We start from the raw sequence: 17704 nt of genomic DNA, 5'->3' as shown, positions 1-17704 counted from the left end.
TACTAATGACGCCGGATATATGGTCGCAAACCGTATCGAACCAGTACTTGTGACACCCGGGGCGTCCATATATGGTCTAATCATCCCGGACACTTTGTTAGAGATATAATAAGCAGCACTAACGAGGTGAGAATGCGCAGAAAATAGCTGGCCGATACAGCAAAAGTTAGCCCCCTCAGACTACTGGCAAACCTCATCCGATCCTCTAAATAGACAACGGGCGCCGCATGCTACGCCCGTTCAGAGAATCCGTCGTTGAATATGTGCCTCTACAAATTCAGCAACATTGCCACTTTGTTATCAATCTTAAGGTTCTGCCTGTCAAACCCCTTCCAGTCACGGCACCTGCTGCTCCAGCGTCTGCCCATCCTTGCTGGTAGCCTGCAACTGGCCCCGCAAAGACGCCTTAAACGGCCCATCGCTGTTGAGCAATCCCTTCAACTGCAATTGCAGATTACCATCACCCTCCAGCGGTACATGCTGCCAACCCCATTGCTGCAAGGTATTCACAGGCACCGAGCGCCCGTTAAGGGATAGGGTGAACGGCTTACCAGGCAGTTGGCTGACGTTGGCCTTGGCATCCAACAGGCCATCGGGCATAAAGGCGCTCAGCTCGGTAACGTTGATCTGCTGTGCATCCGCATCCAATGCCAAAGAAGGACGGCGCACGTCGATCTTGTTAAAGGTGGCGCCGCCAGCGTTGAGTTTCAGCGAACCGGACCAAATCCCCCACTGATGGTCACTGGCCAACAGCAGATTGCTGCCGTTACCATCCAGCGAGGTGAGCTGGAAGGGGAAATCCGGGTTGATATCGATGATCAGGTTACGGTTGGTGCTCATCTTGGTGACATAGACCTCCGCCAGCCAGCTTGGCAGCGGTTGTAACCAGAGTTCACGCCAATTGCTGGGCAAGGTGTACTCCAGCGCAGAAACGGCCACCTCGTCGAGTTGCAGGCGCTTATTGGCGCGCAGCCAGTTACCAGTGGTGCGCAGCAACCCACCTTCCCAGCGGGTGGAGAATTGACCGATAGCAATACCTGCTGGCGAGAGCCGCATATCCATAATGGGGTCGATCAGATGGAAGTTGCCATTGATCAGGTCGTCGGCGGTGAAGTTGATCGCGCCATCCTGACTACTCCAATCCCCCTGCTGGAAGGTGATATTTTGCATCGACAAATCGAGATCGTTCGCCGCCCAGGCGTTACCTTCCAGGCGGGCGTTAATCAGATCAAAGCGTTTCACCGTAATAGGTGGCAATGCCGTGAAGCGGCTCCAGAACTGTTCTAGCGTCATTGGTACTTGCAGGCGGACGTTGCTCAGCCGCAACCGTTCAACCAACCAACTGCCATCGGCAGCTCGGCTGGCTACCCCGGTCAGATCGCCCTGTGCCAGATCGGCACCAAAGTCGCTCAATATCAGCTGGTTTTGTTTGATTTCGCCCTGGATCAACACCTGCGAGGCTGGAATTCCGTTGACCACCATCGTACCGGCGCTGAACTGGAACTGATTGTTATCCCCGAGCACATGGCCTGCCGTTGGCTGCCACGGGTTGATCCCGGCATTGACCTTCTGCGCGTTAAGCTGCCAGCTCTCATCGTTGGATTGCAGCGCCATATTGCTCAGTTGCAGCACATCGGCCTGTATCGGCAGCGGTGCGCCCTGCAAAGGCTGAACGTTTAAGGTGCCGTCGCGTAGCGTGATGCTATCGAAATAGCGTGGCTCGGTAATTTGCCGCAGGCTGAAAGCCATATCGACCTGCTTGGCCGCCAAGAGCTGCGGTTGGTTGGCACGGGCGAGAGTTACGCCCTCCAGGCTGAGCTGCCCTGGTTTGCTCCACGAATGCGTTATTTTTTCTACCGACAGCTGGTAATCACCACGATCGCTGAGCCAGTGACTCAACCAGCCTGCGGCCCAGCGGGTTTGCCCCACTATGTAGAGCAGCACAATGGCCAGCACTATCAGCAGCAGCAACGTGATCAATAGTTTTCCGATAAATTTCATCGTGTGGATCCGTAGCGGACAGAAAAGATACCCTGTTTATGCCGCAATTAGCCCGCCAGCTCAAGGGCAATGGCCTGAAAGACAATAAAAAAACGGCCAGTAGCGGTTTGCCAATGGCCGTTGGTTTGCTGCGGGGAGCGCTTATTTTTCTTCTGGTGGGAACAGCAGGTTCAGCACAATGGCGGTGATACCACCGGCGGCGATACCGGAAGAAAGCAGGGTTTTCAGCCAGTCCGGTGCAAACTGCAAGATCAGCGGCTGTTGGGAAACCCCCATACCGACGGCCAGCGACAGCGCCATAATCATGATGGCACGGCGGTTTAACTTCTCGCGGGAAACGATACGCACGCCGGAGGCCGCAATGGTACCGAACATCACGATGGTAGCGCCACCCAGCACCGGTTCAGGAATGTGCTGCACAAAACCGGCAACGGCAGGGAACAGCCCCAGCAGGATCAGCATCAGTGCCACCACAAAACCGACGTAGCGGCTGGCAACGCCTGTCAGCTGGATCACCCCGTTGTTCTGACCAAAGCAGGAGTTCGGGAAGGTGTTGAACACCGCCGACAGCATCGAGTTCAGGCCGTTGGCCAGCACGCCGCCCTTCAGGCGCTTCATATACAGCGGGCCGCTGACCGGCTGTTCAGAAACGTCGGAGGTGGCGGTGATATCACCGATGGTTTCCAGCGACGTGACCATAAAGATCAGCATCAGCGGCAGCAACAGGTTCCAATCAAAGCCCAGGCCGTAATACAGCGGAGTAGGAACGGTGAGCAAGGTCGTTTGGGTGGCCGGCTCGGTTTCCGGCAGCATGCCCGTGGCCCAGGCCAGCAGATAACCCACGGCCATGGCGATCACTAAAGAAGCGACGCGTAGGTAAGGGTTACGCTGACGGTTAAGCAGAATAATTACTACCAGCACTGCGCCTGCCAGCAGTAGATTCTTAGGCGCGCCGAAGGTGTGATCGCTCATCGCCGCATAGCCGCCACCGATAGAGGTCAGCCCGACCTGAATCAGCGACAGGCCGATAATCATCACCACAATGCCGGAGACCAGCGGGGTAATGATGCGACGCGCCAGATGCAGTACACGTGACAGCAGGATTTCGGTACAAGAGGCGACCATCAAGGTGCCAAACAGCGCAGCCATCATGGTGGGCACGTCTGCGCCGCCGTTTTTCAGCGCCAGCCCGCCCATAATCAGCGGTGAGACAAAGTTGAAGCTGGTGCCCTGAATGGACAGCAGGCCAGACCCCACCGGGCCCCAGGTTTTGATTTGCAGGATCGAGGCCAGACCGGAAGCGAACAGCGACATGCTGATGATGTGCTGCGTATCCTGCGCTGGCAGGCCAAGCGCCTGGCAGATCAACAGGGCCGGGGTGATCACGGCAACAAACATCGCCAGCAGATGCTGACTGGCGGCAAACAACGTTTGCGGCAGCGGCGGGCGATCTTCCAGGCGATAAATCAGTTCACTATTGTGTGAAACGGGGGCTGATGCTTTTTGCGCGGCATCAAGCTCGGCGGTTTGGCTGGACATGGTGTGGCATTCCCAAAGGCGGCAAAGAAGGCATTTTAATGATCTGCCTCACAAAAGCAAACGGTTGCGCACTAATATTTTGCACGATGATGAAACCATTAATGTCGCATTTTCGTTCATTTTTTCTTGTGTTATTAGCCGTTTTTACTTTTAATCCACCATTCATCAAGTTAAAAAACTGAGTAAATTTTATAACTTATTAATTTATTGGATTTTATTACTACACGGAGTAGCTAGATGTTTCATCTCGATACTTACGGCACCTTAGTTGCCGCCACGCTGGTTCTGCTGCTCGGGGGCAAATGCGTGCGCTCCATTCCTCTGCTGAGAAAATATACTATTCCTGCTCCCGTTGCCGGTGGTCTACTGGTGGCGGTCATGCTATTGGTTTTGAAGAAAACGGTTAACTGGGAAATCGGCTTTGATATGTCGCTGAAAGACCCACTGATGCTGGCCTTCTTCGCCACTATCGGCCTGAATGCCAATCTGGCGCGCCTGCGAGCCGGGGGCAAGGCGCTGGTCGTGTTCCTGTTCGTGGTGCTGGGCCTGTTGCTGGTACAGAATGCTATTGGTATCGGCATGGCGAAAATGCTGGGGCTGGATCCGCTAATGGGGCTGATTGCGGGCTCGATTACGCTTTCTGGTGGGCATGGCACCGGGGCGGCCTGGAGCAAGGTGTTCATCGAGCGCTACGGATTTGAGAATGCCACCGAAGTGGCCATGGCCTGCGCCACCTTTGGTCTGGTGCTGGGCGGCCTGATTGGTGGCCCGGTAGCTCGCTATCTGGTGAAACACTCCTCAACGCCGGAAGGCACACCGGATGACAGCGTGCAGCCGAGCGGCTTTGAGAAGCCGGAAAGTGGCCGTCTGATCACCTCGCTGGTGATGGTAGAAACCATCGCCATGATTGCCATCTGCCTGAGCCTCGGTAACTTTATTGCCGGGTTATTGAATGGCACCGCCTTTGAACTGCCGACCTTTGTCTGCGTGCTGTTTGTCGGCGTGATCCTCAGTAACACCCTGTCGGCAACGGGCTTCTACCAGGTGTTTGAGCGTGCGGTTTCCGTACTGGGCAACGTGAGCCTGTCGTTGTTCCTGGCGATGGCGTTGATGAGCCTGCGCCTGTGGGAGTTGGCTTCGCTAGCCTTGCCAATGCTGGCGATCCTGGCGGTGCAGACGCTGGTCATGGCACTGTATGCCATCTTCGTGACCTACCGCGTGATGGGTAAAAACTACGATGCTGCCGTGCTGGCTGCGGGGCACTGTGGTTTTGGCATGGGGGCGACGCCAACGGCCATTGCCAACATGCAGGCGATTACCGATCGTTTCGGCCCTTCGCATCTGGCGTTTTTGGTGGTGCCGATGGTGGGCGCGTTCTTTATCGATATCGCTAACGCCATCGTGATTAAGCTGTATCTGATGCTGCCGGTGTTCGGTTAAGTGATGATAACCCCTCTTGGCGACAAGAGGGGTTAATTGATTAGGCGTTGGAGTAGCGAGCGGTTTCTGGCAACCAGCGCTCAATCAGCGCATGTGCATGCTGCGGATACTGCTGGTGAATATGGCGCGCTACGCGCTGAACTTCCGGGATCATGGCCTGATCGCGCAACAAATCGGCCACTTTAAACTCTGCACTGCCGGTTTGGCGCGTCCCCAATAGCTCACCAGGTCCACGGATTTCCAAATCTTGCTGGGCAATCACAAAGCCGTCGTTACTGTCGCGCAGCACCTGCAGGCGTTTTTGGGCGGTTTTGCTGAGTGGAGTTTTATACAGCAGCACGCAGTGAGAGGCTACCGCACCACGGCCAACCCGGCCACGCAACTGGTGCAACTGGGCCAGGCCAAGCCGCTCCGGGTTTTCGATAATCATCAGGCTGGCGTTTGGTACGTCCACCCCCACCTCAATCACCGTGGTGGCTACCAGCAATTGCAGTTCGCCCTGCTTGAACGCCTGCATCACCGCCTGTTTCTCCGCTGACTTCATGCGGCCATGCACCAGCGCCACCTTCAGTTCCGGCAGCGCAATCTTCAGCTCTTCCCAAGTTGCTTCCGCTGCCTGGGCTTCCAGCAAATCAGATTCTTCGATCAGCGTGCAGACCCAATATGCCTGACGGCCTTCTTCGATACAGGCGCTTTTTACCCGTTGGATAATATCGGCCCGGCGCGTATCGGGGATCGCCACCGTGGTCACCGGCGTACGGCCCGGCGGCAATTCATCAATCACTGAAGTGTCCAGATCGGCGTAAGCGGTCATCGCCAGCGTGCGTGGGATTGGCGTGGCGGTCATGATCAACTGATGGGCATGGAACCCTTGTTCTTCGCCTTTCTCCCACAGCGCCAGCCGCTGATGCACGCCAAAGCGGTGTTGTTCATCGATAATCACCAGGGCCAGACCATTAAACTGCACTTGCTCCTGGAAAATAGCGTGCGTCCCGACCACCATCGACACCTGGCCGCTGGCAATGGCCTCCTGCTGGGCGAGGCGTGCTTTGCCCTTTTGCTTGCCGGCCAACCAGCCCACCTCAATCCCCAAGGGTTCAAACCATTGGCGGAAGTTATTGGCGTGCTGTTCAGCGAGTAATTCGGTGGGGGCCATCAGCGCCACCTGTTTGCCGTGAGCAATGACGCGTAACGCGGCCAGGGCAGCAACCAGAGTTTTACCTGAGCCGACGTCGCCCTGCACCAGACGCATCATCGGGAAACCTTTTTGCAGGTCCGTTTCAATATCTGCCACAACCCGTGTTTGCGCACCGGTAGGCGAGAAGGGGAGCTGGGCCAGGAAGCGGTTTTTCAGCCGATCGTCAGGCGTTAGCGATAATGCCCGGTAGCTTTGCGCACCGGCACGGACGGCCAACATGCTGAGGTTGTGCGCCAGCAGCTCTTCCAGGATCAGGCGTTTTTGTGCCGGGTGCTTGCCCTGCTCTAAATCGACCAGTTGGATATCCGGTGGCGGACGATGCAACATATGCAGCGCTTGGGGCAGGCTCATCAAACCGCCGCTTAATTCCGGTGGCAGCAGCTCGGCAATGGCACAGGTATCCAGCAACTCCAGCGCCTGATCGGTCAACTTGCGCAGCGTGGCCTGGCGGATCCCTTCGGTGGTGGGATACACCGGCGTCAGGGCTTCTTGCAGCTCAACCTCGCTGTTTTCGCCCTGGACACGGTATTCCGGATGGATGATCTCTGCGCCGTGGGTACCGCGTTTGACTTCGCCATAGGCCGTTACGTGGCGGCCGGTCGCCAGGCTGTTCTTCATCGCCGCGTTGAAGTTGAAAAAACGCATGGTCAGGATGCCAGTGCCGTCGCTGATCTGGCAGGTCAGCATACGTCGGCGGCCAAAGCCGATATCGCTGCGCAGCACTTCCCCTTCCACTGTGGCAAAAATGCCCGGCAGCAGATCGTTGATTGGGTAGAGGCGGGTGCGGTCTTCGTAACGCAACGGGAGGTGCAGCAGCAGATCCTGGATGGTATTCAGGCCGATTTTGGCCAGTTTCCCTGCCTGGCTGGCTCCAACCCCGGAAAGTGTAGTGAGTGGGACGGCATCCAGCAGGCGGCCTTTCATCGGCGTACCGTCGTTGCCTGCATGGCTGCCCACCATTCGGCATCGGCAACCACTTGGCCTTGATCGTCAATCTGCGGGCGTGGCAGGTTTTTGCGCTTTGCCACGTTGGCTAATACCGGGTAACCGCCTTCAAACAGCAGGCGTTGCTGCTCCTGCGCATCCAGCGTGCTGAGATCGCGGCGGTACATACCGGCGTTTTGCCGCTGGCGTTGGGCCTCATACAGGATCAGTGCTGCAGCGACAGAGACATTCAGCGACTGCACCATACCGATCATCGGAATAATGATGTCCTGATCGGCCAGGGCTAGTGCCTCTTCGGTGATGCCGGTTTTTTCCTGCCCCAGCAATATGCAGGTGGGGCGGGTATAGTCTATTTCGCGAAAATCGACGGCGCGGGCAGAAAGGTGAGTTGCCAGGATCTGCATCCCTTGGCCTTTCAGATGCGTGACCGCATCGGCGATGGTGGGGTGGGTTTTGACGCTCACCCAGCTATTGCTGCCCGCAGCGGAGGAGACCAGGGTACGCATCCGCGGGGTCGGCCACACGGCATGCACCTGATGCACGCCGACGGCATCGGCGGTACGGATAATCGCAGAGACGTTATGCGGTTTGTGAACCTGTTCCAGGCAGACCGTCAGGTCGGGCTGCCGGGTAGCCAGCATTTCACAAATCCGCGCATAGCGTTCGGGGCTCATAGGCGCTAGTTTCGGTTACGGTTAACTTTAATCACATCCGGCATGATACGGATCTTACGCATAATATTTGCCAGGTGGATGCGATCGCGGGTGGTCAGGCGGATAAAGGCGCTGTAGACCCGGCCATCTTTCTCTTCGGTATTCAGGCTTTGAATATTCGACTCGGCCGCGTTGATCGCCGCCGTGAGGTTGGCCAACGCACCCTGATGGTTGAACATGTCCACTTTGATTTCCGCAATGAACTCCTGCTCGGTTTCCATATCCCACTCGACCGCCATGAATTTCTCTGGCTCTTTTTGGTAGCCGCGGATATTACGACAGGATTCATGGTGAACCACCAGGCCTTTGCCCGGGCTGACATGGGCAATAATCGGGTCGCCTGGAATCGGGCGACAGCACTTGGCAAAGGTGATCAGGACACCATCGGCGCCTTTGATGGCCAGGTTGCGCACACCGTTTGAGGAGCCCAGGCTGGACTGATCGCCCTGCAGGTTCTTCGCGACTACTACGCTCATGGCGTTACCGAGGCCGATTTCTGCCAGCAGATCGTCCAGCGTAGCCAGCTTCATGCGGTCCAGCTCGTGCTGGATATTCTCTGGCGGTACTTCCGAAAGTTTGCGGCTGCCCCCGAGTGCATGGTTGAGCAAACGGCGGCCCAGGCTAACGGAATCATCGCGCTTGAGGTTTTTCAGCATCTGGCGAATTTTGGCGCGGGCTTTGGAGCTCACCACAAAGTTCAGCCAGGCGGCATTTGGCCGGGCACCCGGAGCGGTGATGATCTCTACCGTCTGGCCACTGGTTAAAGCTTGTGACAGCGGATGCGGTTGGCGATCAACACGTGCGCCAACGCAGGCGTGGCCGATATCGGTATGCACGGCGTAGGCAAAGTCGACCGGTGTGGCACCGGCTGGCAGCTCGACAATGCGCCCTTCCGGGGTGAAAACGTAAATCTCATCGGGGAACAGATCGGATTTTACGCTTTCAATAAATTCAAACGAGCTACCGGCGCTTTGCTGCAGCTCCAGCAGGCTCTGCATCCAGCGCTGAGCGCGGATTTGTGCGGTGGTGCCGGTTTCGCCCTGTTCCTTTTCTTTATAGGCCCAGTGCGCGGCGACCCCCATTTCGGCCATCTGATCCATATCTTCGGTACGGATCTGCACCTCTACTGGCACGCCGTGCGGGCCGATCAGCGAGGTATGCAGCGATTGATAGCCGTTAGCCTTGGGAATGGCAATATAGTCTTTTACCCGGCCCGGGCGCGGCTTATACAGGCTGTGTGCCTGGCCCAACACCCGGTAGCAGGTATCCACTTCCTTGACGATCACCCGGAACGCGTAAATATCCATGATGGAATGGAAGCGCTGTTCTTTCAGGTGCATCTTGCAGTAGATGGAGTAGAGGTGCTTTTCCCGCCCGCTGACGCGGCAGGGGATACCCGCTTCGGTCAGACGCCCTTCGATCTCGGAGAGGATTTTCTGGATCATCTCCTTACGGTTACCGCGCGCGGCTTTCACCACTTCTTTGATGACGCGGTAGCGGTTCGGGTAAAGCGCTTCAAAACCCAGCTCTTCCAGCTCGGTTTTCAGATGATGAATACCCAGGCGGTGGGCCAGTGGGCTATAGATTTCCAGGGTTTCACGGGCGATACGCCGCCGTTTGTCCGGGCGCAGCGAGCCAAGCGTTCGCATATTGTGGGTGCGGTCGGCCAGCTTGATCAGTACGACGCGGATATCCTGCACCATCGCCATGATCATCTTGCGGAAATTCTCCGCCTGCGCTTCTTTCTTATCCTGGAATTTTAATTTATCTAGCTTGGATACGCCCTCAACCAGTTCGGCAACGCTCTTGCCAAACAGTTGTTCCATATCCTGATAGGTGGCCGGGGTGTCTTCGATGACGTCGTGCAGCAGGGCTGCCATCAGCGTCTCATGATCGAGACGCATTTCCGCCAGAATGCAGGCCACGGCAACCGGGTGAGTAATGTAGGGCTCACCACTGGAGCGTGTCTGTCCCTCGTGAGCATCACGTGCGACGAGGTATGCCTGTTTGAGGCGCTTAATCTGCTCCTCAGGCAAGTAACGTTGAATCAGCAGATTCAGGCTTTCAAACAGGTACAAGGCAGACTCACAGTCTAATTAACGACGACCTTCAGCAATCGCGGTAACCGCCTGGATCTCTGCGGCTTCCTGCTCTTGCTGCTCCTGGCGCTCACGAACATCGAGGATCTGGCTGTTGATCAGGCCTTCTTCGATTTCGCGCAGAGCGATAACGGTGTACTTATCATTCTCTTCAGGTACCAGTGCATCTTTACCACCGGTCTGGATTTGACGTGCCCGACGAGCAGCGACCAACACCAGGTCAAAACGGTTACCAATTTTCTCTACAGCGTCTTGAACAGTTACGCGTGCCATATTTGTGCTACTCCACAGGTGACGAAAAGACTGGGCATAATACTGAAACTGTCTTCAGTCTGCCAATAGTTTGCTGATTAAAGCATCATGCCGCAGCATTTGACGGCCCAAACGTAAGCGTTCGGCGCGAATAATGGTCTTCAGATCGGACAGGGCCAGATCGAAATCGTCATTCACGATTAAATAATCATACTCCGCGAAATGCATCATTTCCGCGACGGCCTGCGCCATGCGCTTGGCGATCACGTCATCCGCATCTTGGCCGCGGCCACGCAGGCGACGGCCAAGCTCTTCCTTCGACGGCGGCAGAATAAAGATGCTGCGCGCCTGCGGCATTTTGGCGCGGATCTGCTGTGCGCCCTGCCAATCGATATCCAGGAAGACGTCAACGCCGGTCGACAGTACCTGCTCGATGGCCGCGCGGGACGTGCCGTAATAGTTGCCGAACACTTCTGCGTGCTCAAGAAACGCATCCTGCTCAATCATCCGGCGGAATTCGTCTTTGGAGACGAAAAAGTAGTGTTCGCCGTGATTTTCACCCGGGCGGCTATCGCGCGTGGTGTGTGAAACCGAAACCTGCGTGTCGTACAGAGGTTGCGTCTTTAACAAAGCCTGAATCAGGCTTGATTTCCCTGCGCCACTTGGGGCAGAGACAATATAAAGCGTGCCTTGAGCCATGATGATGTTCGTTGCTAGCGGTTGATAAGTCAGTTACAGCGGATGTGTAAATTCTCTGCACAGTATACACGGCTAACGGGCGGTATGCAGCGTTAGCTCGCATTTTGGCCGCCGCTTTCTGCTAAAAACAGCGTGAAAAAGTCAATTTGCGCGACGGATCTGGAAATTTTTGCCGTTTTCAGCAAATGCACATTCCTTTTGGGAAGTGTTTCGCACCTCCGGTTTTTGGCGTTAGCCAGCAAAGGCGATTGAGTATTTACTGCCGGGAAGCAAGGAGGTGCTCAATGTGGAGAGGTATTTACCGGGCGCTGGTGGCGGTGGGATTGCTGTGTAGCTCGGCATGGGCTGGAGACTGTCCAGTGTGGTCGCCAGAGCGCTTACAGGCGGAAATTACGGTGCTGGATGATCAACTGGGGCGATGGGATGAGGCTTATTATCGCCTGGGTAACAGCCCGGTCGACGATGAGATCTACGACAGCCTGCTGCTGCAACTGCAAGATTGGCGGCTTTGTGTTGGTGCAGTAGAAGACGGTACGCGGCCATTGCCAGAGGGCAAAGTACCGCATCCGGTGGCGCAAACCGGATTGCGTAAACTGCGCAACTTGCGTGCCGTAGAACAATGGATGCAGGGCCGCCACGATCTGTGGGTGCAACCCAAGGTTGATGGTGTAGCGGTAACCTTGGTCTACCGGCAAGGTGTCTTGGTGAACGCCATCAGCCGGGGGGATGGGCAGAAGGGTGAAAACTGGCTGGCGAAGGTTAAAGCGATCCCCGCTATCCCCAATGTTTTACCGGAGTCTACGGCCAATTTGGTACTGCAAGGGGAGCTGTTTCTGATGGTGAACGATCATCACCAGCAAACCCAAGGGGGCATCAATGCCCGCTCCAAGGTAGCCGGGATGCTGATGCGCAATACGCCCACAGTGCAACTTGAGCAGCTTGGCCTGTTTGTCTGGGCGTGGCCCGATGGCCCCCTGACCATGGCCGAACGCTTGCAACAGCTTGCCGTCATGGGTTTTACGCTGCCGCAGCAATATTCACAGCCGGTCACCACGTTGGCGGAGGTAGAGCAGTGGCGGGCAGCTTGGTACAGCGGCCCCTTGCCGTTTGTCACCGATGGTGTGGTGATTCACCAAGGGCAAAAACCTCAGGGGCGCTACTGGCAGGCCAAACCGAATGACTGGGCGGTAGCCTGGAAATATCCCCCAGCCCAGCAAGTGGCCAGAGTCACGGATGTTGAATTTGCCATTGGCCGCACCGGCAAAATTGCCGTGGTGTTACACCTGGATCCGGTACGTATGGACGATAAATGGATCCGGCGGGTTAACGTGGGCTCGCTGGCCCTATGGCAAAAATGGGATATCGTACCTGGCGATCATATTGCGATTAGCCTGATGGGACATGGCATCCCGCATCTGAAACAGGTGGTTTGGCGTGAGGTTGCCAGGGCAACACTGATTGCGCCAAAACCGGCGGATTATCATGCGCTGAGCTGTTTTACCTTACAACCTGGGTGTCGCCAGCAGTTTCTGGCGCGGCTGGTTTGGTTGAGTAGCGCCAATGGGCTGAACATGACCGGGTTGAATAAAGCCGGTTGGCAGGTGCTTATCGATCAGGGATTGGTAAATAACCTGCTGGATTGGTTGGAGTTAACCCCGGAACAGCTCAGCGCGGTGCCCAGTCTGGGGGCGAAGCGTGCGCAGGCCCTTTATCGCCAATTTCGGCTGGCGCGGCAGCAACCTTTTGATCGTTGGCCGATTGCCCTTGGCGTCCCCATTTCGCCATCGCAGTCGGCCACCCTGCAAAATTGGCCGCAGGTACAGCAGATGACGTCGGCGCAGTGGCAGGAGCTTGCTGGCATGGGTGCGCAAAAGGCCAGAAAAGTGCAGGAATTTTTGCAATATCCCGCCTTTCTGGCACTGGTTCAAACCTTGCAGCAGCACAATATCAGCGGCTTCGATGCGGTTCCCGATCGTGCCGAACCGCTTGGCGATGCGTTCGCGGATTAATGGTCGGGGTGCTGATAGTTAAACACCGGCAAACCAAGACGAAAGCGCAGTGCGATCAGGCGAGCGCTGAGGCCAGCAACCAGAGTGATAATCACCACCATGTTATGCGGCAAGTTAAGGTATTGCAGGCCGATATACAGCCAGGCAGCGGCAAAGGCGATGCCCGCATAGATTTCCTTCTGGAAAACCAGCGGAATACGGTTGCAGAACATATCGCGCAGCACGCCGCCGAAAACGCCGGTGATCACGGCGGCAATGGCCGCAATCAGTGGGGCATGGCCCATATCCAGAGCTACCTGCGCGCCGATGATCGAGAAAACGATCAGCCCAATGGCGTCCAACACCAGGAACAGATGGCGCAGGTGGCGCATCAGCGGCGCCATCCAGGTGGTGATAATTGCCGCTATGGCTATGATAACAATATACTCAGGGTGTTTTACCCAACTCAGTGGGAAGTGCCCAAGTAGCATATCACGCACCGAGCCCCCGCCAATGGCGGTAGCGGAGGCGATAAAAATCACGCCAAACAAATCCATTTGGCGGCGGCCTGCGGCTAACGCACCGGTCATGGCTTCAGCGGTGATGCCGATGATATAAAGAATGCTCAGTAACATAGGGGATTCACAGGGTCGGAGGGCAAGAATGTCAACGCCGGAGGGTAACGAGCCTGGTGGCAACGCACCACTGAGTTTTTTTGTTGGTGCTGATTTCGAATTACTTTACCTAATGCTAAATAGGTAATTGTTTCTTACTAATAGTCTCTCGTGTTGCTTGTGATTTTTGTAACGCATTAGAAATTTATCGTTAGTGTCTGTTGATGATTATTTAAGGAATATGAAAGCAAGATGAAAAACACCCCGATATTGGCGGCTACCGTTGCCATAACCTTGCTGTTGAGCGGCTGTGTAGCGCCAGTGCAAAAGGCATCACCGTTAAAACCGGCAGCAACGTGTAGCACCGGAGAGCCGATGACCCAAACCACGCTCTATTTTGGCTTGAATCGCCCGGCAGGGCCGGTAATTACGGCGGCGGAATGGCAGACCTTTGTCGATCAACAGGTAACCCCGCGCTTTAAAGAAGGGTTATCGGTGTTTGATGCCAAAGGGCAATGGCTGGGGAACGATGGCAAGCTGGCGCGGGAAAACAGCAAGGCGTTGATGTTGATCCATAGCCCTGATGCGGCCAGTGAGCAAAACATTGAGGCGCTGCGCACCCGCTATAAGCAACAGTTTGCCCAAGACTCGGTGATGCGTGTTGATGCGCCGGTGTGCGTCGCGTTTTAAGTAACTCCCGGCTTGCCGCAACTGCAACAAGCCGGATTATCGTTATTACAACACCAGCCCGGCAATCGCTGCCGAAAGTAGGCTGACCAGCGTGGAGCCGTAAACCAACTTCAGGCCGAAGCGGGAAACCACGTTGCCCTGGCGTTCGTTTAACCCCTTGATGGCACCGGCAACAATGCCGATGGAAGCAAAGTTGGCGAAGGACACCAGGAACACCGAGATAATGCCCAAACCACGTGGGGACAGCTCGGCCGCGATTTTTTTCAGTTCGATCATCGCCACAAACTCATTGGCGACCAACTTGGTGGCCATGATGCTGCCAGCCCGCAGCGCATCAGGCGCCGGAATACCGATTAGCCAGGCCAGCGGGTAGAACACGTAGCCCAGGATCTGCTGGAAGCTGATGCCAAAAATAGCGGCAAAAATGGCGTTCACGGCGGCGATCAGGGCGATAAAACCGATCAGCATAGCGGCAATGATCATCGCAATTTTGAAACCCGCGAGAATATATTCCCCTAACATTTCAAAGAAGCTCTGTTCTTCATGCAGTTTATTCAGCTTGAGTTCCGGCTCATCGTCCACCTGATAAGGGTTGATGATCGAGAGAATAATAAAGGTGCTGAACATATTGAGGATTAACGCGGCTACCACGTATTGAGCGTCGATCATCGCCATATAGGCACCCACGATCGACATCGAAACCGTCGACATCGCGGTGGCTGCCATGGTGTACATCCGGCGCGGGGAGATATCCGCAATGATGCCCTTATAGGCAATAAAGTTTTCCGACTGGCCCAGCACCAACGTGCTGACGGCGTTGAAAGATTCCAGCTTGCCCATGCCGTTCACTTTCGACAGCAAGGTGCCCACTACACGGATCACCAACGGCAAGATGCGGAAGTGCTGCAAAATCCCGATCAACGCAGAGATAAAGATAATCGGGCACAATACGCCGAGGAAGATAAAGGCCAGCCCCTGGTTGCTCATACCGCCGAACACAAAGTCGGAGCCTTGCGCGGCAAAGGCCAGCAGGGTGGCAAAGAAATCGGCCACGTGCTTGATAACGCCCAGTCCGCTGGCTGAATGCAGGAAGAAATAGGCCAGTGCGGCTTCAATCACCAGCAACTGAATAATATAACGTGGGCGGATTTTCCTGCGGTCATTACTGACCAATAACGCGAGAACGACAATCACCACCAAGGCTAAAATAAATTGCAAAATTTGCGACATAAACAATCCGAACGACATACAGGCTAGGAAAGCGCTATTTAGCCACAGCCTGTGGTGCCTTTCATTACCCTGCATGACGATTAGAACAAAATACTTTGGGCGAGAGTTATGCGTTCAGATTATTGCTGGCCATCGGCGGCCAGCAGCGTTTGATCGTGAAATTCCCCCCTATAAAAATAGGGGGTTAAGCGTTATTTCGCCTGGGCCAGCACGTTACCTTCCCAGTCTTGTTGGGCATAGTCGTTAAGATGGGCGATCTTACGCACCGGCTGCCCTTGGCTGAAGTTAATGTCATGCAGCGGCACCCAAACCTGCGAGGCCGCAAAGGCAGACTTGAAATGGTACTCCGCATGGCTCAGATCCGAAATTGCCGTCCAGTAAGTCCCGATGCCTTTGTTCTGGTCCGGGCGCTTGCTGTATTTGGCATACATGTCGGTGACCTTTTGTTCGCTTGGCTCTGCCGGTGAGCCGATCGGATAAGCCACGTTATTAAGTACCGATAAGATGAAGCCCTGTGCCTGGTTTTTATTGTCCGGCTGCGGCAGGTTTTTCAAATCATAGCTGGCGCGCACCAGGCGCTCATCCGCTTCCAAGCCTCCAGGGATCTCGCTGCGTTTGGCATTCTGATACTTGGCCAGGTTCTGCAGTTGTTTATCGTAAGAAGGGGGATTGGTCATCACCCGATAATTTTTGTCGTGATAGACATTTACTTTGCCGTTATCGATCTCGATGATGGCCGAATCACCGCTAACGTCTTCGATCGCGATGTGTTTGGTATCCGAAGCGTAATCGATAGGCATATGGGCGGCAGCCAGGCGTACATCGCTGCGGATGGTTTTAACCGCCTCATCAACGGTAGCGTAGTTATCCAGGATATAGCTCAGCCAGGCGCGGCTTTCGATCACCGGTTTGTCCTGATTGTCCTGCTGCACCTGGCTGCCATTCATATAAAACAGTGTATGGCCCGCCAGCCCCTTTTCATTCATACCGTCCATTGGGAACACGTCGTCGGCGTAAACCACGACGCTGCCGTAGTGGGTTTGCCACTGGGCGGCGTTCTTCGCATCCCCGCCGTTATGCGCAATACCGCGTGGCGTGATCACCAGTGAGGGATCTACCGGCCCGAAGAAATCCAGATTACGTGCGCTGACCATATAGCCCGGGTACATATTCATAAAGGCACGGGTGCAGGCTTGCGCCCCGGTTGCCAGGCTGGCGCTGAGTGCAGCACCCACCAGTAGGGCTGATACGCTGTGTGTGAACTTTTTCATGGTTATTTTCCTTACCTGAATGAGGTGAACAAAATAATGGTAAGCCCGCGAACTAATATCGTAGAGTGGATGAGCGGGGGGAAATCCCCCGCAATTTTATGGAGGAGAGATGGGGAAGATAAGTTTTTCCTTGGCGCAGATTGAAGCTTTCGCCAGCGTTTGTGAGACCGGCAATTTGACCCAGGCCGCCAAGCGGTTGGGGAAGGATCGCACCACCGTCAGTGAACTGATCGAAAATCTGGAATTGGATCTAGGCTATTCACTGTGTGATCGCCGTACCCGACCGTTGCAACTGACCGAGGCGGGCCAACGCCTTTACCGGCAAGCGCGGCTGTTTTTGCAGGAGGCAGAGGCCCTTAGCCTGCTGGCTCAACATATTCCGCAGCAGGTGCGGCAGAAACTGACGCTGTGCTATGACCCTTTTACTCCGCGCGCTTTTTTAACGGAACTGGCGATGTTTCTGGGCCAGCGCGGCATTCAGCTTGATTTGCTGATGATGGAGCGCGGCGAAGGCGAGCAGGCGTTGGCAGACGATGTGGCAGATATTGGCGTCTATCAGGCGATAAACCGCTCGATTGGCGAAAAGTTTAAATGGCGAGCCTTGGGGGCCATTGAGTTGGCCGTGTATGCTCGCGAGGGTTTTTTCCCCGCTGGCAGCCCGGTCACCTTGCTGTCGCTGGCATCCAGCACCCAACTTATACCCTTTAATGACCTGCCCGAGCCGATGGCGAAGCGCCTGCAAATTGCCGATCGCATTCAGGTCGTTAATGAACCGGCTTTGCTACAAACGTTGTTAACCGCCGGGCTGGGATGGGCATTCCTGCCAACTCATCTGAACATGCAGCACTTGCCGCAGGTAGAGCGGCTCGATACGGAATTGGGGAAACAGGGGTTGATGCACCCGATGGTGGCATTGTGGAAGCCTGGAGCTAAGAGCGAATTGCTGAGCCTGATCGAGAGCATGCAGCAGATCTTTGATGGGTCAGTGGTAGCTTGAGAAGATAGTCGCCCCCTCATGCGAAGGG

14 protein-coding genes are annotated in these 17704 nt (G+C 55.5%); 4 read left to right on the top strand and 10 right to left on the bottom strand.

Going from position 1 to position 17704, the window contains the following annotated elements:
• Positions 1-336 precede the first annotated feature (336 nt).
• Together KAJ71_RS17535 and KAJ71_RS17530 are read right to left on the bottom strand one after the other, a co-directional pair.
• The gene (locus KAJ71_RS17535) at positions 337-2001 is read right to left on the bottom strand and encodes an AsmA family protein (protein ID WP_248946890.1); all 1665 of its coding nucleotides are present in this window, start codon (positions 1999-2001) and stop codon (positions 337-339) included.
• Between the two features lie 141 nt (positions 2002-2142).
• Complete coding sequence (locus KAJ71_RS17530) at positions 2143-3540, bottom strand: nucleobase:cation symporter-2 family protein (protein ID WP_248946889.1); 1398 nt, start codon at positions 3538-3540, stop codon at positions 2143-2145.
• A 237-nt stretch (positions 3541-3777) separates the two neighbouring features.
• Between KAJ71_RS17530 and gltS the strand changes: the two genes are divergently transcribed.
• Positions 3778-4980 (top strand): sodium/glutamate symporter, encoded by a 1203-nt coding sequence (gltS, locus tag KAJ71_RS17525; protein WP_248946888.1) that lies wholly within the window; start codon positions 3778-3780, stop codon positions 4978-4980.
• 40 nt (positions 4981-5020) lie between these two features.
• Here gltS and recG read toward each other — a convergent pair whose 3' ends face one another.
• From recG to gmk, 5 genes are read right to left on the bottom strand one after another with little or no spacing between them, the layout of a single operon-like run.
• Entirely contained in the window at positions 5021-7102 is a 2082-nt protein-coding gene (gene recG / locus KAJ71_RS17520; RefSeq protein ID WP_248946899.1) for an ATP-dependent DNA helicase RecG, read from the bottom strand.
• Positions 7099-7797 (bottom strand): tRNA (guanosine(18)-2'-O)-methyltransferase TrmH, encoded by a 699-nt coding sequence (trmH, locus tag KAJ71_RS17515; protein ID WP_248946887.1) that lies wholly within the window; start codon positions 7795-7797, stop codon positions 7099-7101. The genes recG and trmH overlap by 4 nt, the downstream gene beginning before the upstream one ends.
• A 5-nt stretch (positions 7798-7802) precedes the next feature.
• Positions 7803-9914 carry a bifunctional GTP diphosphokinase/guanosine-3',5'-bis pyrophosphate 3'-pyrophosphohydrolase gene (gene spoT / locus KAJ71_RS17510; protein ID WP_248946886.1) on the bottom strand — a complete coding sequence of 704 codons (2112 nt, stop codon included), beginning with the start codon at positions 9912-9914 and terminating at the stop codon, positions 7803-7805.
• Between the two features lie 18 nt (positions 9915-9932).
• The gene (rpoZ, locus tag KAJ71_RS17505; protein WP_024482945.1) at positions 9933-10208 is read right to left on the bottom strand and encodes a DNA-directed RNA polymerase subunit omega; all 276 of its coding nucleotides are present in this window, start codon (positions 10206-10208) and stop codon (positions 9933-9935) included.
• A gap of 54 nt (positions 10209-10262) precedes the next feature.
• A complete protein-coding gene (gene gmk / locus KAJ71_RS17500) occupies positions 10263-10886 on the bottom strand; it encodes a guanylate kinase (RefSeq protein ID WP_248946885.1) in 624 nt (207 codons plus the stop codon).
• Positions 10887-11170: 284 nt separating this feature from the next.
• Between gmk and ligB the strand changes: the two genes are divergently transcribed.
• Positions 11171-12895 (top strand): NAD-dependent DNA ligase LigB, encoded by a 1725-nt coding sequence (gene ligB, locus KAJ71_RS17495; RefSeq protein WP_248946884.1) that lies wholly within the window; start codon positions 11171-11173, stop codon positions 12893-12895.
• On the opposite strand, the gene KAJ71_RS17490 is transcribed toward ligB, so the two are convergent.
• Positions 12892-13509, bottom strand: coding sequence for a trimeric intracellular cation channel family protein (locus KAJ71_RS17490; RefSeq protein WP_248946883.1), 618 nt, complete (start codon positions 13507-13509; stop codon positions 12892-12894). The genes ligB and KAJ71_RS17490 overlap by 4 nt on opposite strands.
• 231 nt (positions 13510-13740) lie before the next feature.
• On the opposite strand from KAJ71_RS17490, the gene KAJ71_RS17485 reads away from it, so the two are divergent.
• On the top strand, positions 13741-14178 hold the full coding sequence (locus KAJ71_RS17485; RefSeq protein WP_248946882.1) for a DUF3574 domain-containing protein: 438 nt from the start codon (positions 13741-13743) through the stop codon (positions 14176-14178).
• A 45-nt stretch (positions 14179-14223) separates the two neighbouring features.
• Here the strand turns inward: KAJ71_RS17485 and KAJ71_RS17480 are convergent, their stop codons facing one another.
• Positions 14224-15408, bottom strand: coding sequence for a NupC/NupG family nucleoside CNT transporter (locus tag KAJ71_RS17480; protein ID WP_248946881.1), 1185 nt, complete (start codon positions 15406-15408; stop codon positions 14224-14226).
• 191 nt (positions 15409-15599) lie between these two features.
• Entirely contained in the window at positions 15600-16679 is a 1080-nt protein-coding gene (locus KAJ71_RS17475) for a linear amide C-N hydrolase (protein ID WP_248946880.1), read from the bottom strand.
• Positions 16680-16788: 109 nt separating this feature from the next.
• Between KAJ71_RS17475 and KAJ71_RS17470 the strand changes: the two genes are divergently transcribed.
• Positions 16789-17676: a LysR family transcriptional regulator gene (locus tag KAJ71_RS17470; RefSeq protein ID WP_248946879.1), complete on the top strand. Its 888-nt coding sequence runs from the start codon at positions 16789-16791 to the stop codon at positions 17674-17676.
• Positions 17677-17704: the final 28 nt, after the last annotated feature.

Origin of the sequence: Serratia silvae (assembly GCF_023282985.1) — a bacterium.
GTDB lineage: Bacteria > Pseudomonadota > Gammaproteobacteria > Enterobacterales > Enterobacteriaceae > Chania > Chania silvae.
Note: the sequence above shows the minus strand (reverse complement) of the source record. Positions and strands in the feature narration are given on the sequence as shown.

Coding starts and splice junctions, on each gene's coding strand:
- KAJ71_RS17535 (WP_248946890.1), bottom strand. CDS start 2,001: ATGAAATTTATCGGAAAACTATTGATCACGTTGCTGCTGCTGATAGTG.
- KAJ71_RS17530 (WP_248946889.1), bottom strand. CDS start 3,540: ATGTCCAGCCAAACCGCCGAGCTTGATGCCGCGCAAAAAGCATCAGCC.
- gltS (WP_248946888.1), top strand. CDS start 3,778: ATGTTTCATCTCGATACTTACGGCACCTTAGTTGCCGCCACGCTGGTT.
- recG (WP_248946899.1), bottom strand. CDS start 7,102: ATGAAAGGCCGCCTGCTGGATGCCGTCCCACTCACTACACTTTCCGGG.
- trmH (WP_248946887.1), bottom strand. CDS start 7,797: ATGAGCCCCGAACGCTATGCGCGGATTTGTGAAATGCTGGCTACCCGG.
- rpoZ (WP_024482945.1), bottom strand. CDS start 10,208: ATGGCACGCGTAACTGTTCAAGACGCTGTAGAGAAAATTGGTAACCGT.
- gmk (WP_248946885.1), bottom strand. CDS start 10,886: ATGGCTCAAGGCACGCTTTATATTGTCTCTGCCCCAAGTGGCGCAGGG.
- ligB (WP_248946884.1), top strand. CDS start 11,171: ATGTGGAGAGGTATTTACCGGGCGCTGGTGGCGGTGGGATTGCTGTGT.
- KAJ71_RS17490 (WP_248946883.1), bottom strand. CDS start 13,509: ATGTTACTGAGCATTCTTTATATCATCGGCATCACCGCTGAAGCCATG.
- KAJ71_RS17485 (WP_248946882.1), top strand. CDS start 13,741: ATGAAAAACACCCCGATATTGGCGGCTACCGTTGCCATAACCTTGCTG.
- KAJ71_RS17480 (WP_248946881.1), bottom strand. CDS start 15,408: ATGTCGCAAATTTTGCAATTTATTTTAGCCTTGGTGGTGATTGTCGTT.
- KAJ71_RS17475 (WP_248946880.1), bottom strand. CDS start 16,679: ATGAAAAAGTTCACACACAGCGTATCAGCCCTACTGGTGGGTGCTGCA.
- KAJ71_RS17470 (WP_248946879.1), top strand. CDS start 16,789: ATGGGGAAGATAAGTTTTTCCTTGGCGCAGATTGAAGCTTTCGCCAGC.